Here is a 24,206-nt window from a genome sequence, read left to right as displayed (position 1 = left end):
GATGAAGTCTGTCGATGAACGATGCCAAGCGGCGCGCCGCTCAACCCGTATCGCCGCCCGCCACCGGCAGCACCGTGCCGGTGATGTAGCTTGCCTCGTCGGACGCGAGGAACAGGATCGGCGCGATCTGCTCGTCGAGGCTGCCGTAGCGCTTGAAATACGTCGAGTCCGTCACCTGCTGCACGGCCTCGCCCATCCACGCCTGTTCCTGCTCGGTGTCGCCCGCCGCATTGCGCGGCACGCGGCGCGGCGGCGCTTGCGTGCCGCCGGGCGCGGTGGCCACGACGCGAATGTTGTGTTCCGCGTACTCCATCGCGAGCGCCGACGTCAATGCATTGACGCCGCCTTTCGCCGCCGAGTACGGCACGCGGCGGATCCCGCGCGTCGCGTTCGACGACACGTTGACGATCGTGCCGCCGCCGCGCGCGAGCAGGTGCGGCAGCACCGCGTGACAGGCATAGAGCGTCGGCATCAGCGAGCGGCGGATTTCCGCGTCGATCTGCGCCGGCTCGAATTCGGCGAACGGGCGCATGCGAATCGCGCCGCCGACGCCGTTGATCAGGATGTCGATGCCGCCGAACACCTGCGCCGCGTACGCGATCGCCGCGTGCGCGCCTTCGTAGGTTTCGAGATCGGCGACGAAGCCGGCCGTCTCGCCGCCGGGCGCCTCGGCCGCCACCTCGGCGACGAAGTCTGCACGATCGACGAACAGCACCCTGCCGCCCTCGGCCGCCGCGCGCAGCGCGACGCCTCGGCCGATGCCCTGTGCCGCGCCGGTGACGACGACGACCTTGCCGGAGAATCGTTGCATGGTCATGCCGCCTTTGCCGTGACGTTGGGGGTGAACTTCTCGTAGTGGAAGCTGTTCGGCTTCACGCCTTCATCGTCGAAGTACTTGCGCACCGCGTCGACCATCGGCGGCGGCCCGCACAGGTACACGTCGACATCGCCGTCGTTCAGCGCATCTGCCGGGATGTGCTGCGTGACCCAGCCCTTGCGCGGATGGCTCGACGCGGCATCCGCGACGACCGTCGCGAAACTGAAGTTCGGCAGTTTCGCCGCAACCGCTTCGATCGCGTCGACCAGCACGAGATCGAGATCGCGCGTCACGCCGTAGATCAGGTGCACCTTCTGCTGCGAGGCGCTGCGCGCCAGCACTTCGAGCATCGACAGGAACGGCGCGAGGCCCGTGCCGCCGGCGAGGAACAACAGCGGCCGCTGCACGTCGCGCAGGTAGAAGCTGCCGAGTGGGCCGTGCAACTGCAGCGTGTCTCCCGGCTGTGCCGATTCGAGCCACGTGCTCATCACGCCGCCGGGAATCTTCTTGATCAGGAAGCTGACCTTTGCGTCGGCCGGCGCCGACGAGAACGAATACGAGCGGTGCTGGCCGCTCGCGGGCACGTCGATGTTCACGTACTGCCCCGGCAGGAACACGGGTGCGGCCGCGCCGACGTCGAGTTCGAGCACGACGGCCGCATCGTTGTGCTGCTCGACCTTCGTGACCGTCGCGGCAAAGCCGCTCTGGCCGGTCTTGCACGCGACCGACGAGGTCGGCACCGCGATCACGCAATCGCTCTGCGGCACCATCTGGCACGTCAGTACGAGGCCGCCGTCCTTCTCGTCCTCGGTGAGCGCGTCGTCGATGTAGTCGTCGCCGAGGTCGTAGCTGCCGCTTTCGGCGCGGCACTTGCAGGTGCCGCATACGCCGTCGGAGCAATCCATCGGCAGGTTGATCTTCGCGCGAAAGGCCGCGTCGAGAACCTTCTCGCCGGCCTTGCAATCGATGAAGCGGGTTACCCCGTCCTCGAAATTCAGTGCAATCTTGTAGCTGGACATGGCGTCACCTCCACTTCCTTTCATGACATGGCAACGAGCGTCAGACGTGATACACGTCGAGCACCTGCCGGATGTAGTCGTTCTTCAGCACGATCTTCTTGTGCGAAATCAGCAGCGCATCGCCAGCCCGGCGCAACGTGACGAACATCGTGCCGAAGAAGTGATCGGTCACGCGGTAGCGATGGTTCAGCGTGTGAAAGTTGTAGCGCACGTCCACTTCGTCATCGCGCTCGGCCAGCACCTCGACGTTCGTCACGTTGTGGCTGGTACGCGGCTCGGGCGTCGACGCGCCGCTGCGCTCGGTCTTGATCCGGAACACGCGATCCTCGAGGCCGCCGCGGTCCGGGTAATACATCAGCGAGATCTGGCTCTGGTGATCGTCGGTCGGTCGGTCGTCGTCGTCCCATGCGGGCATCCAGTACGTGACGTCTTCCGCGTAGCAGGTCAGCCACTCGTCCCACTGACGATCGTCGAGCAGGCGCGCTTCGCGATACAGCGCCGCGCAAATGGTCCGGTAATCGAAGCTCATGCCGCCACCTCCCCGCGTTCCTTCTTCAGCGCGTCGCGCATCACGTTCACCCAATGTTCGTGCTGGCACACGAACAGCCCTTCGTCCTCGCTGCGCTCGCCCGAGATGCGCGGGTTCAGCCCCATCTTCTTCGCGTTATCGTCCGGCCCGTGTACCCACAGCGGCGCGCCGCGCGACAGGTCGTTCCACATCGCCGTGATGCCCGCATAGCCGGCCTGGCACGCGCGGAACTCCTCGAGATCGTCGGCCGTGCCCATGCCCGTCACGTTGAAGAAATCCTCGTACTGGCGAATCCGCGTCGTGCGGTCGGTTTCGCACTCGCCCTTCGGTGCGAAGCAGAAGATGCTGACTTCGGTTTTGTCGACGCCGAGCGGCCGCACCACGCGGATCTGCGTGCTGAACTGGTCCATCAGGAACACGTTCGGGTACACGCACAGGTTGCGCGTCTGGTTCACGATGAAATCGGCCTGCACGTCGCCGACGCGCGCCTTGATTTCTTCACGATGCCGGTACACGGGCCGCACTTCCGGGTTCATCGTCTTCGTCCACAGCAGGATGTGGCCGTTGTCGAACCCGTACACGCCCGCGACCGACTTGCTCCAGCTGTTCGCGTCGACGGCCTTGGTGCCGTCTTCCTTGCGGCGGCCCATCGTCGCCGCGTAGTTCCAGTGCACGGTGCTGACGTGGTAGCCGTCGCAGCCGTTCTCCATCTGCATCTTCCAGTTGCCTTCGTAGATGTAGGACGAGTTGCCGCGCAGCACTTCGAGCCCGTTCGGCGCCTGGTCGACGATCTGGTCGACGATCACGCGTGCCTCGCCGAGGTAGTCCTCGAGCGGCAGCACGTCGGCGCTGAGGCTGCCGAACAGGAAGCCGCGATAGTTCTCGAAGCGCGCGACCTTCTTCAGGTCGTGCGAACCATGCATGTTGAACTGCACCGGATACTCGGTCGTCTTCTCGTCCTTCACCTTCAGCAGCTTGCCGGTGTTCGAGAAGGTCCAGCCGTGGAACGGGCAGGTGAAGCTGCCCTTGTTGCCGTGCTTGCGGCGGCACAGCATTGCGCCCTTGTGCGCGCACGCATTGATGACCGCATGCAGCTCGCCGGTCTTGTCGCGCGTGATCACGATCGGCTGGCGGCCGATCCACGTCGTGTAGTAGTCGTTGTTGGCCGGAATCTGGCTTTCGTGCGCCAGGTACACCCAGTTGCTCTCGAAGATGTGCTTCATCTCGAGCTCGTACAGTGCCGCGTTCGTGAAGATGTCGCGGCGGCAGCGGAAAATTCCGTTCTCCTTGTCATCCTGCACGGCGGTTTCCAGCAGGTGATCCAGCTCGTTGGTGTGGTCGATCGTGGCGGACATGTTGACTCCTCCCATGCGCGTGCCGCGTCCTGCAAGCACGCTCGCATCGGTTTCGGTTGAATCTCGGGGGACCGGCCGGCAGCGGCGACGCATGCGCGCCACCCTGCCGCCGGCGGTTATGCCGTGGCGGAAGCGCGCAGGCGTTCGACGATCTGGTTGTCCTTGCCCTGCACGAGCGGCGTCAGCACGAAGTTGAACTCGATGTCCTGGTACGCATCGGCCTTCATGCCGAGCGCCGTGCCGCCGGTCTTTTCGACCACGGGCGGAATCAGCTCCTCGCGCGTCGCATACGCGAAGTCATCCCAGATCAGCGGATCGCCGTCGATGTTGAACTGCGTCGTCAGCTTGCGGTGATCGTCGCTGTCGACGAAGAAGTGCACGTGCGCGGGGCGATTGCCGTGACGGCCGAGGCCGTTCAGCAGTTGCTGCGTCGCGCCGTGCGGCGGGCAGCCGTAGCCGACCGGCATCAGCGTGCGGAATTCGTACTTGCCGTCGGCGCCCGTCTTCACCGCGCCGCGCAGGTTGAAGTCGCTCTGCTTGCCGGTCGGGTCGAAGTGCGAATAGAAGCCGTGCGAATTCGCGTGCCAGCATTCGACCAACGCGCCGGCCACCGGCTTGCCGTCGAGATCCTTGACCGTGCCGTGGATCACCAGCGGGCCCGCGCCTTCGTCCGCGTCGAGGTCGATCTTCGCGACGCCGTCGCGCACCGGTGCGCCCGCGACGTACAGCGGCCCCTCGATCGTGCGCGGCGTGCCGCCGTCGACGCCGAGTGCCTTGTCCTCGGCATCCATCCGGATGTCGAGATATTTCTCGAGACCGAGGCCGGCCGCGAGCAGCGCGGCTTCGCCATCCTGACCAAGCTTGTTTAGATAGTTCACGCCGGCCCACACTTCGTCGGGCGTGATGTCGAGATCGTCGATCGCCTTGAACAGGTCGCCGAGCAGGCGCAGCACGACCTGCTGCGTACGTGCGTTGCCGCCCTTCGCACCGTTCCCGCCCGCGTTCGACGCAGCCTTCAGCAGATCCTGCACTTCCCGGGTTTCGAAAACCTTGACGCTCATGATGGTGTCTCCATGTGTATTTGGGGGATGACGGTCTTTGCCTGACTCGGGCTACCGCTACCGCGCGACTCGCGTGAGCCCGTCGCGCGTGAAACGCCTGACCTTGTCTTCGTCGAGCTCGATGCCGAGACCGGGGCCGTCCGGCACGGTCAGTTCGAAGTCGCTGTAGTCCAGCGGCTGCGTCAGGATCTCTTCGGTGATCAGCAGCGGCCCGAACAGTTCGGTGCCCCACTGCAGGTTCGCGAAGCTCGCGAACAGGTGTGCGGACGCGACTGTGCTGAACGCGCCTTCGAGCATCGTGCCGCCGTACAGCTCGATGCCGGCCGCATCCGCGATCGCGGCCACGCGCTGCGCGGCAAAGAGGCCGCCGCTCTGCTCGATCTTGATCGCGAACACGTCCGCGCCGTGATGCTTCGCGATGTCGAACGCGCTGTCGGGGCCTTGCAGGATTTCATCGGCCATCAGCGCGACCGGGAAGCGGCGCATCAGGCGCGCCAGCGCCGCGGCCGACGCGACCGGCTGTTCGACCAGTTCGCAGCCCGCATCGGCCAGCGCGGGAATCGCGCGCGCGGCCTGCGTTTCGCTCCATGCCATGTTCACGTCGACGCGTACCGACGCGCGATCTCCGAGCGCCTTCTTGATTTCGGCCACGTGGCGGATATCCGTCGCTGGCGGCTTCGCACCGATCTTCAGCTTGAACACGTTGTGGCGGCGCAGGTCGAGCATTCGCTCGGCTTCGGCGATGTCGGTGGCCGTGTCGCCCGACGCGAGCGTCCACGCGACCGGCAGGCGATCGCGCCGGCGGCCGCCGAGCAGTTCGCTGACCGGCACGCCGAGCCGCTTGCCGTGCGCGTCGAGCAGCGCGGTTTCGAGCGCGCTCTTCGCGAAGTGGTTGATCTTCGCGAGCTTGCCGACGAACGCCATCAGCGTCTGGACGCGCGTTGCGTCCTTGCCGACGATTGCCGGTGCAAGGTACGCATCGATCGCGAGCTTCATCGCTTCGGGGCTTTCCGGGCCGTAGGCCATGCCGGCGATCGTCGTGCCTTCGCCGAGACCCGTCACGCCGTCGCTGCAGAACACCTTCACGAGCATCAGCGTCTGGCCGTGCATCGTGGCCACCGACAGCTTGTGCGGGCGAATCGTCGGCAGGTCGACGAGGCGGGTTTCGATGCGTTCGATGGTGGCGGAGGACATGGGGGGCGCTGCGTAGGGGCTGTTCATGGAACGGATTTATACGCGGCGGGGAAATGGAGCGTCCAATACTTTTCGGCGCGGTTTTTGATACCTGACGGGTATTGAAATCGCGCTCATCACGCAAAATATTGCGGCGCGCCATACCCGTTTTGGCTAGGTATGCGGTCTGAGAGGCTTGCTGGGGCGCGGTTGTGCGTGTCTGGGATTGGGTTTGGATGCGGGTGCGATGCCGCTGCCTGCGGCAGCGATAGATCGGCTTGAAACCGGTGATCTGTCGAGGCGCATCAGGGTTTTCCTGACGGGAAATGGTGATGGTGGCGGCTCGGCTTTCAGCTTGGGCTACTGAGAATGATCGAAACGAAGCCGGCATGTGGGTGGCCGACGACGTTTTCTTGAGCCACGATCACCGCAAGACGAATCCCTGCTGCCGCCATCGATGGAAATGGCTACCCGGATGCTTTAGATGAGACGGCTTCAACTCCACGTTCAGATGGGCGGCAGCGGCTTCCATGGCTTTTCGCTGGGTCATACCGATGTTGTGGAGCGCAAAACAGAGTTCCTTGAACGACTGATTAATATGACCGTGATTACTCAAGCGCCCTTCGGCGCCTCTGGCATTGCTCTCTTCGCTCTGAGCAGCCCGCCTTCCATACACCCAGAGGCCACTGTCTATTTCCTTGAGTGACTCGATAGTGACAGAGCCAGGAGCGCGGCCCATGCTCGTCGACAATTGCAACCACCAGGCGCGATAAGCTGCGTAGCGACTTATCGTGATGCTAGGTGATCTATGTGCGAGGGCACCGGTCAACTTTAAATGGGCGTATATCACCCGACGATCAACAATCGGGTACACATGCGGATTCAAGCAATGGAGCAGGAAACCCGGAATCACCACCGACGACCACAGCCCAAATCTGTGTAGGGCCCGGATCAGCCCCGGCTCAAAAGTCGCCATAGACTTGACGCGCATGGCCCATGTAAAAAATGATTTGGACGCGAGAATCTTTAGATGGCGCGCGTCTAGTGTGTTTGGTCGGGTAGTGCTAACGCGATAGCGCGCACTAGAGCGTTTCAAGACACCCTCGCCATTCGGATCGCGTCGCACCTTGCCGTCTTTCCACGCAAGGCCGAGCGCCAGGGCGTTGGCGAGTTCAGCCGGCGTGTATGCTAAGCGCACGCGCTTGAGCATTTCGAAATAGACGTCGCCCGGGTAGCTCGCATCATCGAAGTCCGCCGCCAGGCGGCACAGCAGTTCTCCGAGCTCGTTTATCGTCATTAGGTTCATCACCAAGATTGGCGCAATGGGCCGAATGAGTGTGACCACGCGACACCCAGCAGATAAGAAGACTAATTTGAGGTCAAATACCGCCGCCTCTTGAGTCAGCGTGCCCAAGTGTCGGATTCATCATGGGGGAGTTGCTCGCGTAGCCTATTCTAAGCTACCGGCTCGTAGAGCCAAGAGCGTCTAGCTCAATGTGACATTCCGACGCCTTGGTTGCCACCGATGCGACGGGCTGAGATCAGTTCTGGCCGAAAGCTTGCCGACCTTGGCGACTATTCGACTGACCGTGTACGTTCCAAGCCAGCTGTTGACTGCGAAAGGAACGAGGGGCCGAAGTGGAGTGGGTAACAGGCAAATGGTGGGCGTAGGTCTTGGCGTAGCTTTGTGTGCTGCGCCGTGTCAGGTGAGAGGCAGATACTGCCGTATCGGCAATACCCGCAGTGTCACTGACCTGCCCATCCAGCAAAATCCGCACCGCAACTGTTCAATTTCCGCACACCAAATCGCAAACGCCCCCCACTCCACGCGCCCTCCGCGCGTGGGAACAAACCCGGATACCCCCGTTTCGCCCGCCCGCCTACGCTCGCGCGCATGCCGGTCGATGCCCACGCAACAAAACCGACCCGGCCGATCCGAATTCACCAGGAGCGCACATGGATAGCAGCAGCACCCCCGCATTGTTCGACACCGACATCTGGCGCGGCAAGACCTTCAACGGCCAGTGGCACGCAAGCCCGCAATCAGCCGACGTGATCGAACCGGCGACCGGCAACACCCTCGGCCGCATCGGCGTCGCCGACAGCGCGGCCATCGCAGAAGCATCGACTACCGCGCATCGCGCGCAGCCTGCATGGTTCGCCCTCCCCTACGACGACCGCGCAGCAGTCCTGCGCCGCGCGGCGACAGTCGCCGAAGCGCACTTCGACGCGATCGTCGACTGGCTCGTGCGCGAAAGCGGCTCGACGCGCGCGAAGGCGTCGTTCGAAACGTCGGTCACGATCAAGGCGCTGCACGAAGCGGCCGGCCTGCCGTCGCGCGCAGCCGGCGAAGTGCTGCCGTCGGCGGCCGGCCGGCTGTCGCTCGCGCGCCGCCGTCCGCGCGGCGTGGTCGGCGTGATCTCGCCGTTCAATTTCCCGCTGTACCTCGCGATACGTGCGGTCGCGCCGGCGCTCGCACTCGGCAACGCGGTCGTACTGAAGCCCGATCCGCGCACCGCCGTGTGCGGCGGCGTCGCGATCGCCCGCGTGTTCGAACTCGCCGGCTTGCCCGAAGGCTTGCTGCACGTGCTGCCCGGCGACGGCGCAGCCGGCGCGGCGCTGGTCGCCGATCCGCACGTCGCGATGATCCAGTTCACCGGCTCCACCGCGGCCGGGCGCAAGGTCGGCGAAGCGGCAGGCCGCCACCTGAAGAAGGTATCGCTCGAACTCGGCGGCAAGAATTCGCTGATCGTGCTCGACGATGCCGACCTCGACCGCGCGGTCGCCAACACCGCGTGGGGCGCGTATCTGCATCAAGGCCAGATCTGCATGGCGACCGGTCGCGTGCTCGTGCAGCGCGCGATTCACGACCGCTTCGTCGCGAAGCTCGTCGAGAAGGCGCGAAGCCTGCGCGTCGGCGACCCGGCCACCGGCGACGTCGGCCTCGGCCCGCTGATCAACGCCGCGCAACGCGACCATGCGGCGAGCGTGGTCGACGCGGCCCGCCGCGCGGGCGCACGCGTCGAGACGGGCGGCGGCCATCGCGGCCTGTTCTTCGAGCCGACCGTGCTGAGCGGTGTCGCGCCGGGCAATCCGGCATTCGACGAGGAAATCTTCGGGCCGGTCGCGATCGTCGTGCCGTTCGATACCGACGAAGACGCGATCGCGCTCGCGAACAAGACCGAATACGGGCTGTCGATGGCGATCCTGTCGGCCGACGTCGGCCGCGCACTGAGGATCGGCGAGCGCTTGAACACGGGGCTGCTGCACATCAACGACCAGACGGTCAACGACGAAGTGATCAACCCGTTCGGCGGCGTGGGCGCCTCGGGCAACGGTTCGAGCATCGGCGGTGCCGCAAACTGGGAGGAATTCACGCAGTGGCAGTGGCTGACGATCAAGGGCGAAGCGCCGCTGTATCCGATTTGACGAGGAGACCGACCATGTACACCGAAAACGATACGCGCGCCGTCACCGCCGCCGTCGCGCGCGCCGCCGGCGCGCCCTTCTCGATCGAAGCGGCCCGCATCCGCGCGCCGCGCGGCGACGAGGTGCTGGTGCGCGTCGTCGCGACCGGCTTGTGCCATACCGACCTGATCGTGCGCGACCAGTACTATCCGGTGCCGCTGCCGGCCGTGCTCGGTCACGAAGGCGCCGGCGTGGTCGAGGCAGTCGGCCCGAACGTGAAGACGCTCGCCGCCGGCGATCACGTCGTGCTGACCTACGGTGCGTGCGGCCACTGCGCGTCGTGCGTGGGCGGTCACGGCGCGTACTGCCGGCAGTTCTTCGCGCTGAATTTCGGCGGCGCCGACGCCGACGGGCAGACGGCCATCCGGGACGAAGCCGGACAACCGCTGAACGATCATTTCTTCGCGCAGTCGTCGTTCGCGAGCTACGCGCTCGCACGCGAGAACAACGCGATCAAGGTGCCGAAGGAAGCGCCGCTCGAACTGCTCGGCCCGCTCGGCTGCGGGATCCAGACCGGCGCGGGCGCCGTAATCAATTCGCTCGCGGTGCGCACCGGCAGCAGCTTCGCGAGCTTCGGCGCGGGCGCGGTCGGCATGAGCGCCGTGATGGCCGCGCGCATCGCCGGCGCGACGACGATCATCGCCGTCGACATCGTGCCGTCGCGGCTCGCGCTCGCGCTGGAGCTCGGCGCGACGCATGCAATCAACAGCCGGGAAGTCGACGTCGTCGACGCGATCCGTGAGATCACCGGCGGCGGCGTCGACTTCGCGCTCGAGTCGACCGGGCTGCCGGCCGTGCTGTCGCAAGGGATCGACGCGCTCGGCTCGCGCGGAACGATGGGCGTGGTCGGCGCGCCGAAGCTCGGCACCAAGGCCGAATTCGACGTCAACAGCCTGCTGCTCGGCGGCCATACGATCCGCGGCATCGTCGAAGGCGACAGCGTGCCGCAGACGTTCATCCCGCAGCTCGTGCAACTGTACCTGCAAGGGCGGTTCCCGTTCGACCGGCTGGTGAAGTTCTATCCGCTCGAGCAGATCAACCAAGCCGCCGAGGACAGCAGCAAAGGCATCACGCTCAAGCCGATCCTGCGTTTGCCGCATTGAACGCAAAAGGCGCCGCGGCGGCACGCCGACGCAAATCGGCCGCGCGCGGCGGCGCCTCTTCTCGTGAAAATACCCTGCTTCGGGCACCGGGCTATATTACGCATTCGCGCGACACGCCAGGCCGGCACGTCCGGCCCGGCCCTTCGACCCAAACTGGAGCGCAGCGTGAATACAGCCCCCGAATCCCTTTCACGGCCGGTCGACCTCGACCGCCTCCGCGCCCGCTTCGCGGCGGGCGAGCCGCTCCCGGAAGCGGCGTTGCCGGCCAGCGTCGCGCGCTCGTGGCTGCGTTCGCGCGACGCCGGGCTGCGGCCATGGCAAACCGCCCGCTATGAAATGCAGCGCGAGCACGACGAATCGCGCGCGGACCGGCGGCTCTACCGCTGCGTCGCGCAGGAGATCGAGCCGCTGTGGGCGGCATTCGGCGGCAGCGAATGGACGATCATGTGCGTCAATCCGCACGGCACGATCATCCATGCGCGCCGCAGCCCGCAATGCGACGACGCGCTGCTGACGCCGATCGTCGCCGGGCGCCGGATCGTCGAACCGAACATCGGCACGACCGCGCCGAGCTGCGTGATTCACGACGGCGCCGAAGCCGTCGTCGCGGGCGCGCAGCACTATCTCGACGAGCTGTCGCGGGTGTTCTGCCTCGCGGTGCCGCTGGTGGGCTTCAACGGCGAAGTGATCGGCGCGCTCGATATCACCGGCATCGGCAGGCGCAACGTCGTGCAGCTGCGCGAGCCGTTCCGGCACGCGTCGCTGTCCGCCGAGCATCGGCTCTATGCGATGCTGCGCGACTGCCATCTGCTGCAGGTGCAATTCGATCCGCGCTGGCTCGGCACGCCGCTCGCCGGCGTCATCGCGCTCGACGCAGCGGGCCGGGTACGCGCGGTGAGCCGCCTGGCGCGCCAGATGCTCGACCTCGCGGCCGTCGGGCCTGTGGCCCCGTACGATCTCCGGCAACTGTTTCCCGGCGCGACGCCCGCGCAGCAGCGCCGTTTGCTGACACCGGCCCGCACGCCACAGCGGATCGCGCGCGACGATGGTAGCCACGTATGGGTGCGCACCGTGCGTGCGCCGCTCGATCGTGCGGCGACGGCGCGTCACGCCGATGTGCTCGAAGAAGCCGCCGACTTGTGCCATGCGGTGCCGGCCGCCGGCCCACAGGCGAGCCTGCACGAACAGTCGCTCGACGCGATCCGGCGGGCGCTCGACGAACACGACGGCAATGTGTCGGCGGCCGCGCGGCAACTCGGCATTTCACGCACGACGCTGTACGCGAAACTGCGGCAGCGCGATGCGGCGGGGATCGGGCGCGACGGGGCGCATTGACGCTGCGGGAGGAAGCGGGTCGCGTGACAATGGCGCCTGTTCATGTTGCTAACGGGCTTGCGCTGCCCCTGATCGGGTCCCACTCCAATCGTCTCGTGTAGTCACATCCAGTCATTCATATGAAGGATGTTTTTCGCGGCGGCGGCGCTTGGCGGAATGCATTTTCAGCACAGGTCACGATGCTGCGAATTCGCCGCCCTCGTTCAACGCGTCACCTCATAACGATTCGACCATTCCTTGGTTCCCTCGATGATGCGGTATCCGTATCGTGCACGAATTCGTCAGACTTATCGTCCGATGCCGGCGCAGTCCTTCGACGGTGCAAAATATCGCGTTGGTTTCAAACCACTTCGAGTCCGGCGGTTTTTGTAATGGCATACTCAAGCCTGGGCGTTGCGCAGAGTCGTTGTCACTTCCAGAGGCGTGGCGGCGCAAATAAAGTGCGCTTCTTCATGTGCTGTTTTCGTGCAAGCTTTCGTGCCTTAACGCCACTCGTCCAGGAATCAGTCTCACATGAATTACAGTTCACCGATCAGTGGCTCCCCCACGAGATGCGACGTCGACGACGAACGCACGCGCTCGCGCGCGGCATGGCTGACCAGTGAATTCCGCGCAAGCTATGCATGGCTGAAGTCGAAACTGCAAAGACGCGTCGGCTCGCCGGCCGACGCAGAGGATCTCGCGGCGTCGTCGTTCGCCGAACTGGCGGATGTTCAGGACCTGACAGCGGTGCGCGATGCGCGGGCCTTTCTCACGGTCATCGCACAGCGCCTCACCTACGAGATGTGGCGCCGCCGCGACCTGGAGCGCGCGTACCTGGAAACGCTCGTCCATCGGGAAGAAGCAGTCACGCTGTCGGCGGAAAGCCTCGCGGAAGTGACGCAGGCGCTCTTGCTCGTGGATCAGGCGTTGAACGGCCTGTCACCCAACGCGAAAAGCGCCTTCGTGATGAGTCAGATAGACGGCCTCACGCACGCCGAAATCGCCGAGCGGCTCGGCGTGTCGGTAAGCATGGTGCGGAAATATATCGCGCAGGCGTTGACTCAGTGCTATCTGATGACATGAGCCGGCTGCACCCGCGTCGGCGCTCGGCTGCCGGCTGACCTTCTTCCCTGCCGTTCGTGGTCACGAACGTGCCGCTTTCACTGCGCCGCACCGGGTCGCTCCAGTTGCCGTGCGACGATGTCGATCACCCGGACGGGCGCTGTCTCGAGTTGCGAGTCATGATCCGTCACGAGCGCCGCGAACACCCGAAAGGCGGCCGGATCGAATCCGTAGCGGCCTTCCTCGCCCGATTCATAGGCATAGCCGGCGATACGCTCGTATTCGTCGGCCGCATGCAGGTGTCGCCCACCGTAGCCGAGTTCGCGCAGCATCGCCGCGGCCATCGCCACGCGCAGCAGGATGCGCAGCGCGGTCAGCGAGCCGGCCCCGGCGCGCAGCGCTTCGAGCTGAAGGTGATACTCCAGCGAAAGCGCGTCGCGAATGGCTTTCGGCAAAGGCAGAAGTTCCGTCTTGTCCGCCCGCGACCGGACCCTCGACTGGTCGAGACGCTGCGTCCACCCTCTCATCTTCGGCTCGCCATCCGTCCGCACGCATTCGTCATGCCGTGCCGCCGACCGTCATGTCGTCCACGCGAACGGTAGGCTGCCCCACGCTCACGGGCACCGACTGGCCGGCCTTGCCGCACACGGCGCGGCCCGTGTCGAGTTCGAGGTTGTTGCCGACCATGCTGATTTTCTGGATCGTTTCCAGCCCGTTGCCGGTGATCGTCGCGCCTTTCACGGGTGCGCAGAGCTTGCCGTTTTCGATCAGGAATGCTTCCGAGGCCTCGAACACGAACTGCCCGCTCGTGATGTCGACCTGCCCGCCCTCAAGCCCCGCCACGTATATCCCGCGCTTCACCGACGCAATGATCTCCTCGTGCTCGCGATCGCCGTTGAGCATGAACGTGTTGGTCATGCGCGGCATCGGCAACACCGCGTAGCCCTCGCGGCGGCCATTGCCCGTCGGCCGCATGTTCATCAGGCGCGCGTTGAGCGAGTCCTGCATGCAGCCGCGCAACACGCCGTCCTCGATCAACACCGTGCGTTGCGTCGGACAGCCCTCGTCGTCGACATTGAGCGAGCCGCGGCGGCCTTCGAGCGTGCCGTCGTCGACGATGGTGACGTTACGCGCCGCCACGCGCTCGCCGACGCGGCCCGCGAACACCGAGGTCTTGCGCCGTATGCCGTCGGCCTCGAGACCATGGCCCACGGCTTCGTGCAACAGCACGCCGTTCCAGCCCGGCCCGACGACGACGGTCATCGTTCCCGCCGGCGCGGGTCGTGCATCCAGTTTCGTCAGCGCGGCTTCGACGCGGTCGTACACCAGCGCGCGGAGGTCGTCGTCCGACCACGAAGCGAGCCCGTAGCGGCCGCCGATCCCGCCGCTCGCGCTTTCAACCCGGTCGCCCGATTTGACCCGAACGTTGATCGCCAACCGCAGCATGGGTCGCACGTCGCCGACGCCGAGCCCGTCGCAACGCGCGATCCACACCGTCTCGTGCGTCGCGGCGAGCATGGCGTTGACCTCGACCACGCGCCGATCCTTCGAACGCGCCAATTCGTCGACGCGCTTGAGCAGCGCGAGTTTCCGCTCCGCGTCGATCGCGCTAAGCGAGGCGCGCGGAAGATAGATCGATCGCGCCGCCGCGGAGCCGGCTGGTTCGCGGCGAGGCGTTGCGCGGGAAAGAACCTCCGGTCCCGAACGAATCTGCCGCGCGATCGTGCGCAACGCGTCCGCCCCGATTCGTTGCGAACTTGCGAACGTCGTCTCCTCGCCGTTCAGCACGCGAATGCCGAATCCCGAATCGCACTGCCAGGCCCCGCCCCGCACGGCGCCGCCTTCTAGTGACCACGATTCGGCGATCGACTCCTTCAGATAGATGTCGGCGAAGTCGCCGGACTGCCCGAGCGCGCTATTCAGCGCGGCGAACAAATGCGTTTCGTCGATGCCGTGTTTATCGAGCAGCCCGGCATACGCCGCTCGCCCCATGTCGTCGAGCGAGGGGCCGCGGGTGTCAGTCAGGGTTTCGTGCGTGTCCAGCATGGTGTCGTACCGGTATGTGACAGGAAAGGATGGCCGCGCATCGCGCGCGTCAGCTGCCGCCGATTCTCATTTCATCGATCAGCCACGAACCCGTGCGGAAGCTTCCTCTGGTCACGGTGTCGGCCCCCACGGCGAGCAGGCCGGAAAATATCGCATTCAGATTCGACGCGATCGTGATGCCGGTGACCGGAAAGCGGATCTGGCCGTTCTCCACCCAAAACCCCTTCGCGGCACGCGAGAAATCGCCGGTCAGCCGATTTACGCCGCCGCCTGCCATCTCGGTGACGAACAGGCCGCGATCGAGCCTTTCCAGCATCGCGTCGACCCCGTCCGAGTCGGCGGTTTTCGCGCTACGCACTTCGAGGTTGTGCGGGCCCCAGCCGTTGCCGGTCGGCGCCATGCCGAGACGGCGGGCCGCGTACAAGCCAAGAAAATAGCCGCGCAACACGCCCGCGTCGACGACCGATCGCCGGGACACGGCAACACCGTCCGAGTCGAAGCAGCGACTCGCCATCCCTCTCGGGACGAACGGATCTTCGTATACCTGAATGTGATCGGCAAAGATGCGGGTGTCGAGACGACCGGTCAGATACGAGCCCGCCCGATAAAGCGCATCGCCGGATGCCGCGTTGACGAACTCGCCGAGCAGCGACATCGCGGCCATCGGCTCGAACAACACGGGGCAACGCTGCGTTTCAATCTGCGTGCCGCCCAGCAGCGCGAGCGCGCGCGTCGCGGCTTGCGTGCCGATCCGTGCGGGTGCGTCGAGATCGGCATAGGCGCGCGCGCCGTCGCTCCAGAATCCCATTTGCTTCTCGCCGCTGCCTGCGGCGACGGGCATGCACGACACGAAATGCGCGGACCACGGCACGCTGTGCCCGAACCCCTCGCTGGTCGCGAGCAGCGACAACCCCGCGGAAGTCCCGACGCTGGCGCCGTTGGTCGTCACGATGGCGGGGCTCGTGGAAAATGCGGCCTCTTCCGCGCGATGGGCGTCGTCGAGCATGTCGTCGAGCGACAGATCGAGCAGATGATACAAGTCCAGATCGATGAAGTCCGTGGCGAGCAAGTCCGCCGGGGCCAGGCCGGCAGCAGCATCGACGTCCGTGACCGACGCGATGTCGATGGCGGCCGCCACCGCACCGGCGAGGCCGTCGGCGGACAAATCGGACGAGGTCGTCGCGCCGCGTCGGCCATTGCGATAGACCGCGAGCGAGACAGATGAAGACAGTCGAAGGCTCCGTTCGGTCGGCATCCGGTTGCGCACGGTGGCTGTCCGCGATTCGACATGATCGACCTCCACACGGACGCCGTCGGCCCCTGCGCGTCGTGCGAGATCGAGTGCACATTCGGCCGCCGCCTCCAGGCTGGATTTCACGTCGCGCCACTGCGTACCGCCGTCATGCATGAAAATTACTCCGAGTGTTGGAATGCCGTGTGCCCAATGAGTCCGCTCATCTGGCGAGACGTTTTCGCGTCATGTCGAGCGGGAGCATATTGGAAATAGTCTATCGAGCGCGATCGGAATTTTTTTACGAAAGAAATCACCGTCTCGCGGATTCGTGGAATCGTTTTGCGCGCACGCCGGCGTATCCGGAATTTACGTTCGACGCGCGCTTTTTCTCAGATGACTTACGCGCAGCGCTGCGTGATCGCGATCAAACGATCGCCGATGCGCGTGCCGACCTCTTTCATGGTCTGCGTGCCCTCGCCGTAGTGAGACCGAAACCGTGCAATGAGTTCGGAATCCACCAGCTCAATTCGCTCGAGAGTCTTGTCGTCTTGCGAAGCCTCTTCGCCGCGCTGCACCGCGCGATTCGACGTTTCTTCCGCGAGCTGCATGAAGCGTCGGTCGTCATCGCTCGTCCAGTTGCAGGCCGCGCGCAACAACTCCCAATGCGCGCCCGCAAGGCCGAATATGAAATCGGTAACGATCGCGGCGTCGCCCAGCGGCTGGGCGACCAGCACGAGGAGCCGTGTCGCCAACGCGTGCGCGGCGCCGGCCGGGGTGGTGTCGGCCTTCGCGAGCGCCTGCTTGATCGCGGCCAGTTCCGAGTCGAGCGGCCCTGCCGCCCGCGCCGGATCATGCTGCGCGATAAGCCGGTCGCGAATCGATAGCAACGCTGCATCGTCGCCGATCAACTCAGACATCTCGCCGCCGGACAGCAGATCCGTGACCAGCATTTGCGGCAGCCGCGAGAGATTCGCACCCACCGGAACGGCGTCCAGCCAGTGCGCGATGAACTCCGCACCGTTCACATGGGTGCTGCGATAGCTCGACAGCGATTCCACCACGGCCAGCACGTTGGCCGGGATACCCAGCATCCTCGCGCAATCGTCCACGTCCGCGGTGTTGCAGACGAACTGAATGGCGCTGCCGATTTCGCCGTCCCACATAGCTTCCGAAGGCGCGGCCCGCTTGCGATCCACCCATGCGCGTAACGCGGCAAGGCGCTCCGCCTTGAGCTGGGCGTTGCCGTCGAATGCGTTCGGTGCAACGGCGATCGCCGCCGGCAACGGCGTCACGGAGCCGAGGTGATTGTCGATGAAGCCTGCCAATTGCGTGGCGGAGCGATTGCCGACCACGCGGCCAAGCTCCTTGCCGCCGCGCAGCAGGATCAGCGTCGGAATACCGCGAACACCGAACCGTTCGCGCACGCCTGCATTCTCGTCCACGTCGATCTTCACGAACGCCACGTTACCTTGAAACTGCTCGCCCAATTTCGACAGCGTAGGCGCGAGCGCCTTGCACGGACCGCACCAGGGCGCCCAGAAGTCGACCAGTACGGGCAGCGGGTTGTTGATCACGTCGGCTTCGATTGTTTCCAGCGTCACTGCTTTCAGATTGCTCATGGATCGACCTTGTCCTGTTTCACTTGTTGGCGCGCCGCACAGTGTTCAAATGCACGGCGTCGGTTGGGATCGTGGTGCTCAGCACAGCTGCGTTCCCGCGTATGCGCCGCTGCCGGTGTGTGTACCCTTTGCTTCGTCGGCCGCGTCCCGTCGTGCTTCCGGCGCCGCCGGTGCGGGAAAATCGAGCGTCGTGTCGTGAAACGCCAACAGTTCCTTGCGATGCGCGACGCTGACGACCGTGGCCTGGGGCAAACGCTCAATTAGCAAACCGTAAAGTTCCTTCTCGCTCTGGCTATCGAGTGCGGACGTGCATTCGTCGAGGAACACCGTGGAAGGTTTGGCGAGCAGCACGCGCGCAAACGCCACGCGCTGTTGCTCGCCACCGGACAGCCGTGTGCTCCAGCGGTCCTCGACATGGAGCTGGGAGGCATAGGCCGACAATCCGCACGCGTGCAGCAGCGCCTCGCATTCGCTGTCCGGGTACGCCGACGCGTCGCGCGGATAGGTCACGGCCGCTTTCAGCGAACCCGGCGGGATATAGCTGCGTTGCGGCAAGAAGAACGTACCGGCCGCCGGACGCGCGATCGTGCCTTCGCCATAGGGCCACATGCCCGCCAGCGCGCGCAGCAACGTGCTTTTCCCGCACCCCGAGCGACCGCGCACGAGGCACCGTTGGCCGGCTTCGAGCACGAAGTCGGGCACATGCGACAGCGTGCCGCCGGACGCGTCGCGCAAGACGAGCCCGCTCGCGGCAACCGCTCCGGTACGGCCTTCGTGAAGCACGATTTCCTGCTGCGGCTCAAGCTCGCTTACGTGCAGGAATTCGCGCAAACGGTTGGCCTCCGCACGCCACGACGTAAATCCCGGATAGGCTTGCGGAAAGAATGCCAGCGACCCCGTGACGGAATGAAATGCACCGTTCGATTTCATCAGCCCGCCGAGCGTCAACCCACCCGACAGCAGCTGCGGCAGCACCAGCAAGGTCGGAATGACCGAGCTCACCTGACCGACAATATTGGTAAAGAACGACAGGCGCGTATTCACCCACAGCGTCGCGTAGAGATTCGATACCACGAAACGAAACGATGTCTGCAGGCGACCATGCTCGGCCGTTTGCCCCTGAAAGAACGCGATCTGCTCCGCGAATTCACGCACGCCCACCATGAGCACGCGAAAATCGCCCTCGAGACGATGCTGCCTGGCCGTCAGCGTAATGAGCCGGCGGCCCAGATAATGCGTCGCAGCAAAAATGACGCTCGTGTAGGCAAATGCGGCGAACACCAGATAGCCGTGCAAAGCGTACGACGATCCGCCGACATTCATCTGCAACGGGCCGCCCATGCGCCACAGCACGATGCTGAACGACACGACGCTGACCGGTACCGAAAGAAATCCGAGCCCCAGAAGCAGCGTGTCGTTGACGAACAGCTTCACGTCCTCCGCGATACGCTGGTCGACGTTCTCCAGTTCCCGGTCGCGTTCGATCCGATAGTAGTTGCTGCGCGCGAGCCATTTTTCGGCGAGCCATGTCGTGAGCCACCGGCGCCAGCGGATCTGCACGATCTCCTGCAGCACCACTCCGGTAATCTGCACGACCGCCCCGGCCATCGCCACAAGGAGGAAACGCACGAGCATCTCCGGCAGCACCTTGAAACGAGAAGCGCCGATCGCATCGTAAAACGTGCCGGTCCAGCTGTTGTTCCACAGCATCACGTACGTAACGGCCCAGCTCGAACCGATTACGGCAAGCAGCAACATCAGCGAGAACACGCCTTCGCGCGTACGCCAGTACGGCAGCAGCAGGCGCCACACCGACGGAAAACGGCGGCGCGCTTGCGCGTCTTCCGCGCGGTCAACGGGGAAAGCGCCGTTCACCGTCATTGGTGCGCCTCGGGCGGTTGCATCACGAAGTTGATCTTGTTGAGACCCCCGCCCTGCAGCGCCGCGAGAATGGTCGCGACCTTGCCATACTCGACGTGCTGATCCGCGTTGATGTTGACCGCGGGCGGCTCGCCCTTCGCCGCGGCCTCGACCACGCGCGCCTTCAATGCATCCTCGTCGACCGGCTGCTTGTTCCACAGCACCGTCTTGTCAGCCGTGATCGACAGGTCGATGTCCTGCGTCTTCGAGACGGCCGGCTGCGCCGCCGCCTGCGGAAGATCGACCTTCACTGCCTTGTTGATGACGGGCAGCGTCACAATGAAGATGATCAGCAACACCAGCATGACGTCGATCAGCGGCGTCATGTTGATGTCGTTCATGACGCCTTCGTCGCCGCCGCCATCGGTAATCATTGACATGACGGGCTCCTTAGGCGGCCAGGTTGGGCGTCGCGCGCTTGCTCGCGACAGGTGCGCCGACCGGCCGGCTGGCGTCGGCGCGGGCCTTCGCACCCGTGACGAAATACACGTGCAGCTCGTGCGCAAAGCGGTTCAGCCGATGGCTCACGCGCTTGTTGCCGCGGTTCACGTAGTTGAAGCCGAGCACCGCCGGAATGGCGACGAACAGCCCGATTGCGGTCATCACGAGCGACTCTCCCACCGGGCCGGCAACGTGATCGAGGCTGGCCTGCCCCGACATGCCGATCGCCATGAGTGCGTGATAGATGCCCCAGACGGTACCGAACAGCCCCACGAACGGCGCCGTGCTGCCGATCGAGCCCAGCACGGCCAGGCCGTTCTGCAGGCGCGCGACTTCGTCGTCGAATGCGTTGCGCAGCCCGCGCGCCACCCATTCGCTCGCGCTCAGGCTGCCCTGCATCGACGGTTCATTACCCGAGTGCTGCTCATTCGCTTCGCGCCCGGCAAGCACCAGCGCACGATAGGGATTGTCGCCACCCTCGCCCAGCGCCTCGATGCCCTCGCTGATCGACGAGCTGGACCAGAAACCCGTTTGCGCACGCTTGCCGAGCGATTCGAGGCGCCGATTTTCGAATCCTTTCGTCAGTATCACGAACCATGAGACGACGGACATGCCGATCAGGAAAACGAAGATGAAGCGGGTGACGAAGTCGCCCTGTTGCCAGACGTTGGCGATGCCATACTGTTCCATGTGTTGCTCCGGTTGGTGCGGGTTCAGTCGTTCAGGTTGAATGCGATGGGTTGAGTAGCTTCGACCGAGCGCGCGATGCCCGCGGTCTCATAGGGGTGACAGCGGCCGGCACGGATCGCCGCGACGGCGGCCGCGTCGAGCAGCGGCGAACCGCTGCTCTGCGTCACCCGCGCGGACGTCACCGCGCCGTCGGTGCCGATGCTCAGATGCACGATCACGGTTCCTTCCTGTTGCAGCCGCCGCGCTTTCGCCGGGTAGTCGGGTCGCGGCATCTGGCATCCCAACTGCTTCAACTCGCCCGCGCTGATTTGCTTCGGCGCGTCCAGCAGGTTCGGCCCCGGCGCGGGTTGCGCGACAGGTTGGGCCGGCGCTGCTTCAGGTGCGGGATGCGGTGCGGGCACCGGCGCGACCGGCCGCGTTTCGGCGGGTTTCGGCGTCTCCTGGGGCGCCGCTTCCACCGTGCGCGGGCTCGGCGCGCGCGACGCCAGCACGTGCGCCTTTTCCGGCTTCGCCGGCGACACGGGTTTCGGCGGCTCGGTGCGCGGCTTGGGCGGCGCAGGCGGGGTTGGCGCGGGCCTCGGCGCGGGCGCGGCGACCAGTTGCACCTGCACCGTGCCGCCCGCCGGACGCCCTGCCTCGAGCCTGAGCGTCACCGCGCTTTGATGGACTGCAACGTACAGTCCCAGCGCATGGGCGAGCAGCACACCCGCGGCACACGCGACGCGGCGTGTGAGCGCATAGGGTGGCTGGCCCGGGTTTTCACGCACGGCGATGTCGTCCCAGGGCCGTGTAGGCAAGGAATCAGAAGTCATAGGTGCCGGTCAGCATGACTGTCCGCTCCGGTCCCATCGGGATCAGGGAGGGCGTCGTGCTGCTGTAATAGAGCTTGCGGTTGAACACGTTCTTGACCGAAAGATTCAGGCCGTACCCCTTCTTCCGATAGAACACACCGAGGTCCGTCTCCACCTGGCTGGGAATGCGATACGCCGATCCCGACCCGACATACTGTCCACTTGCGTAGAACAGCCCAGCACCCACCCCGAAGCCCTGGAGCTTTTCACTCCGGAAGTTGTAGGTCGCCCACAGGCTGGCGCTGTTCCTGGGCAGGTTTGCCGCGATCTTGGCGGCCGAGGGCTGCACGAAGTCGTTGTACGTATAGGTACCCACCAGGTTGACGCCGGGCAGCGGCTGGCCGTTGATCTCAGCTTCGAATCCGCGGCTGACAGCGCCGCCCGCTGGAAGATAGAAACCGCGATGAAGCGGATCGGAGATGTTGTAGTTGCTGAACGAGGTGCGGTATGCCGAGGTCGTGATGGCCAGCTTGTCGTCCAGGAGGTTGAACTTCATGCCCACTTCGACTTGCTGGCTGATCTGCGGAGGAAGGATGCCGCCGCCGAATTGAGTCGCCGTGCCAGGCTGAAAGCCGCGGTTGTAGCTGGCATAAGCAGAAACCTCGGAGGTCAGTTCATAGAGCAGGCCGAGGCTTGGGCTATACGCGTTCTGATGGTTTCCCGGTGATCCGTCACCGCCCATCGTATTCGTCAGGTAGGTGTCCCGCCGCACTGAAACGAGCGCATGGAGGTTCCTGTAGGAAAACTGATCTTGAAGGTACAACCCCGTTTGCACGAAGTGACTTGCGAACGTCGGCGCTACGTTACCCGTGTCGGACGACGGCAACGAAGGGGGGCCGAAAACGTTCGGAACGAAAATGAATTTCGAGGTCGTGGTGTCAGCCTGATACTGGTTGTAACGACTGAGATCCCAACCTGCTATCACGGTATTCTTCACACCGCCGATATCGAACTTGGCTCGCAGGTAATTCTGGAAACTCCAACTGTAGTAATCCGAAATAGAATCGAAGTTGAAGAATGCCGCGCGGTTGGTTGCCGAGAGCGGCGTCGCCGTCGCCCAAGCCTGCTGCGTTTGCTGGGTACGCGTATAGGACCCCTTGCTCACCCAGGTCAGCGCCTTGCCGAGCTTTTGTTCAAGGTGAAAGAAAATATTGTCGGTTTGAGCGCCGAAGTGGTCGGACGGTGAGCCGAGCGGGCGGTCGATATAGTTTCGGTAGATGTCACCCGCGGCGTAGCCGACCGTGAACTGCGGAACCGGTTGGCGATCAACCGTCCGCTCATAGCCGACCGTCAGATCCGTGGTCGAATCCTTCCATTGCAGGGTCGGCGCGAAGTAGAAATTTCTCTGGCCGTCATATCCCATGGCATTCTGACCAGCCCGCTCCCCTGAGACGATGAAGCGATACCGGAGTTTCTTGTCGTCGGTGATCGCGCCCGTGGTGTCCAGCGCGATCTGTGTGTCACCGAACATGCCGTAGCCCAGCTTGATTTCGTGAAACGGGTCGGCCTGCGGCATCTTCTTGACGATATTGATCACGCCCCCCGGCGGGCTGTTGCCGTTCACGATCGCCGACGGTCCCTTGATCACCTCCACGCTCGAGATCGCGATCGTCGGTGTGACGTTGGGCGCGGATCCGACAGTCGCGAGCCCGTCCGAAGTCAGATTTTCCGCTGCAAACCCGCGAATCATGTACTGCGGCACGCCAAGCGGCCCAGGCCGCGTGACGACACCGGAAGCATTCCTCAGCACATCGGAGAGCGACTGAGCGGCCTGGCTCTGGATCACCGCCGCGTTGATGACGCTGACAGATTTCGGCGTCTCGCTCAGCGGCACATCCGATCGTGCATAGGTGGACGACGATTCCGCGACGAAGCCGGTGCCGCCGGAGTCCCGGCTGGCCGCCACGCTGATGAGCGGAAGCGTGGTATCGACAGGCCCCACGGAGGTCGCCGTGGCTGCCGCCGACGCCGCAACGGGCGCCGCCGCCGCCGGCTTCGCAACCGCCTTCTGAATGGTCAGACCACCGCTGCCCGTCGCGACGAGGTCGAGGCCGGTGCCTCGGAGCGCTTGTCGAATCGCGGCCTCGGCGGTGTAGCTGCCCTCCACGGGCGACGATTTCAACGATTGCACGAGGCCCGCGTCGTAGCCCAACCTCACGTTGGCCGCCTGGGCGATTTCGACCAGCGTACGGTCCAGCGGACCGCTCGCGAGATGCCATGACTGCTGGGCAGCCTGTTGTGCATGCGCCGACGCCGCCATGAAAACCTGTGCAACGGCGACCGCGATGGCAACCCCTGATGCCTGGCTCGAGATGGCCCGGCGCGTTCTGATGTTGAGCTTCACTTTTGAACCGCTCCCTTGTCGAATGTTTTGGCTCTTCGTCCGTTCTATCAGTATTCCTACGCGTAACCGCGTCATCGTCGTGTCGCAAAGTACCGTCATGCTTCAAATCGGGCTTCGGTCAGCTTCTTGCCCGAGTGCGTCATCGATGAAACAAGTC

Annotated in this window: 20 protein-coding genes; 4 read left to right on the top strand and 16 right to left on the bottom strand. The window is 64.7% G+C overall.

The annotated features are described in order from the left end of the window. Positions 1-40 precede the first annotated feature (40 nt). From benD to U5798_RS00915, 7 genes are all read right to left on the bottom strand, one after another. Positions 41-817: a benzoate diol dehydrogenase BenD gene (gene benD, locus U5798_RS00945; protein ID WP_322080887.1), complete on the bottom strand. Its 777-nt coding sequence runs from the start codon at positions 815-817 to the stop codon at positions 41-43. Beyond that, the gene (benC, locus tag U5798_RS00940) at positions 814-1,836 is read right to left on the bottom strand and encodes a benzoate 1,2-dioxygenase electron transfer component BenC (protein WP_322080886.1); all 1,023 of its coding nucleotides are present in this window, start codon (positions 1,834-1,836) and stop codon (positions 814-816) included. Before benC ends, benD begins: the two co-directional genes overlap by 4 nt. Positions 1,837-1,876: 40 nt before the next feature. Then, positions 1,877-2,365 (bottom strand): benzoate 1,2-dioxygenase small subunit, encoded by a 489-nt coding sequence (gene benB / locus U5798_RS00935; protein ID WP_321852593.1) that lies wholly within the window; start codon positions 2,363-2,365, stop codon positions 1,877-1,879. After that, complete coding sequence (locus U5798_RS00930) at positions 2,362-3,720, bottom strand: Rieske 2Fe-2S domain-containing protein (RefSeq protein ID WP_322080885.1); 1,359 nt, start codon at positions 3,718-3,720, stop codon at positions 2,362-2,364. The genes benB and U5798_RS00930 overlap by 4 nt, the downstream gene beginning before the upstream one ends. A 116-nt stretch (positions 3,721-3,836) precedes the next feature. Then, complete coding sequence (gene catA, locus U5798_RS00925; RefSeq protein ID WP_322080884.1) at positions 3,837-4,781, bottom strand: catechol 1,2-dioxygenase; 945 nt, start codon at positions 4,779-4,781, stop codon at positions 3,837-3,839. 57 nt (positions 4,782-4,838) lie between these two features. Next, on the bottom strand, positions 4,839-5,975 hold the full coding sequence (locus U5798_RS00920; protein WP_322080883.1) for a muconate/chloromuconate family cycloisomerase: 1,137 nt from the start codon (positions 5,973-5,975) through the stop codon (positions 4,839-4,841). A 403-nt stretch (positions 5,976-6,378) separates the two neighbouring features. Further along, positions 6,379-7,368: a hypothetical protein gene (locus U5798_RS00915; protein WP_322080882.1), complete on the bottom strand. Its 990-nt coding sequence runs from the start codon at positions 7,366-7,368 to the stop codon at positions 6,379-6,381. 542 nt (positions 7,369-7,910) lie between these two features. Between U5798_RS00915 and U5798_RS00910 the strand changes: the two genes are divergently transcribed. From U5798_RS00910 to U5798_RS00895, 4 genes are all read left to right on the top strand, one after another. Next, a complete protein-coding gene (locus U5798_RS00910; RefSeq protein WP_322080881.1) occupies positions 7,911-9,383 on the top strand; it encodes a benzaldehyde dehydrogenase in 1,473 nt (490 codons plus the stop codon). Between the two features lie 14 nt (positions 9,384-9,397). Beyond that, positions 9,398-10,525: an NAD(P)-dependent alcohol dehydrogenase gene (locus U5798_RS00905; RefSeq protein ID WP_124452550.1), complete on the top strand. Its 1,128-nt coding sequence runs from the start codon at positions 9,398-9,400 to the stop codon at positions 10,523-10,525. 165 nt (positions 10,526-10,690) lie between these two features. After that, positions 10,691-11,860, top strand: a complete 1,170-nt coding sequence (locus U5798_RS00900) for a helix-turn-helix domain-containing protein (protein WP_322080880.1) — start codon at positions 10,691-10,693, stop codon at positions 11,858-11,860. A 513-nt stretch (positions 11,861-12,373) separates the two neighbouring features. After that, positions 12,374-12,925: a sigma-70 family RNA polymerase sigma factor gene (locus U5798_RS00895; RefSeq protein ID WP_322080879.1), complete on the top strand. Its 552-nt coding sequence runs from the start codon at positions 12,374-12,376 to the stop codon at positions 12,923-12,925. Between the two features lie 77 nt (positions 12,926-13,002). On the opposite strand, the gene U5798_RS00890 is transcribed toward U5798_RS00895, so the two are convergent. The 9 genes from U5798_RS00890 to U5798_RS00850 all read right to left on the bottom strand — a co-directional run bounded on the left by U5798_RS00890 (position 13,003) and on the right by U5798_RS00850 (position 24,049). Further along, on the bottom strand, positions 13,003-13,455 hold the full coding sequence (locus tag U5798_RS00890; RefSeq protein WP_311766457.1) for a Fis family transcriptional regulator: 453 nt from the start codon (positions 13,453-13,455) through the stop codon (positions 13,003-13,005). 7 nt (positions 13,456-13,462) lie between these two features. Then, positions 13,463-14,950: a metalloprotease TldD gene (gene tldD, locus U5798_RS00885; protein ID WP_322080878.1), complete on the bottom strand. Its 1,488-nt coding sequence runs from the start codon at positions 14,948-14,950 to the stop codon at positions 13,463-13,465. A 49-nt stretch (positions 14,951-14,999) separates the two neighbouring features. Continuing rightward, positions 15,000-16,358 (bottom strand): TldD/PmbA family protein, encoded by a 1,359-nt coding sequence (locus U5798_RS00880; RefSeq protein WP_322080877.1) that lies wholly within the window; start codon positions 16,356-16,358, stop codon positions 15,000-15,002. Between the two features lie 224 nt (positions 16,359-16,582). Then, a complete protein-coding gene (gene trxA, locus U5798_RS00875; protein ID WP_322080876.1) occupies positions 16,583-17,803 on the bottom strand; it encodes a thioredoxin in 1,221 nt (406 codons plus the stop codon). A 78-nt stretch (positions 17,804-17,881) separates the two neighbouring features. Beyond that, positions 17,882-19,615: an ABC transporter ATP-binding protein/permease gene (locus U5798_RS00870; RefSeq protein ID WP_322080875.1), complete on the bottom strand. Its 1,734-nt coding sequence runs from the start codon at positions 19,613-19,615 to the stop codon at positions 17,882-17,884. A 65-nt stretch (positions 19,616-19,680) separates the two neighbouring features. Next, complete coding sequence (locus U5798_RS00865; protein WP_322080874.1) at positions 19,681-20,103, bottom strand: biopolymer transporter ExbD; 423 nt, start codon at positions 20,101-20,103, stop codon at positions 19,681-19,683. Positions 20,104-20,113: 10 nt separating this feature from the next. Further along, positions 20,114-20,854 (bottom strand): MotA/TolQ/ExbB proton channel family protein, encoded by a 741-nt coding sequence (locus U5798_RS00860; protein ID WP_322080873.1) that lies wholly within the window; start codon positions 20,852-20,854, stop codon positions 20,114-20,116. A gap of 23 nt (positions 20,855-20,877) precedes the next feature. Further along, positions 20,878-21,558, bottom strand: a complete 681-nt coding sequence (locus U5798_RS00855; protein ID WP_322080872.1) for a TonB family protein — start codon at positions 21,556-21,558, stop codon at positions 20,878-20,880. Positions 21,559-21,655: 97 nt separating this feature from the next. Next, positions 21,656-24,049, bottom strand: coding sequence for a TonB-dependent siderophore receptor (locus U5798_RS00850; RefSeq protein ID WP_415859479.1), 2,394 nt, complete (start codon positions 24,047-24,049; stop codon positions 21,656-21,658). Between the last annotated feature and the right edge of the window lie 157 nt (positions 24,050-24,206).

The sequence above is a fragment of the Burkholderia sp. BCC1972 genome, assembly GCF_905339605.1.
GTDB lineage: Bacteria > Pseudomonadota > Gammaproteobacteria > Burkholderiales > Burkholderiaceae > Burkholderia.
The sequence above is the reverse complement of the archived record's forward strand: the minus strand, read 5'-3'. Positions and strand labels throughout refer to the sequence as shown.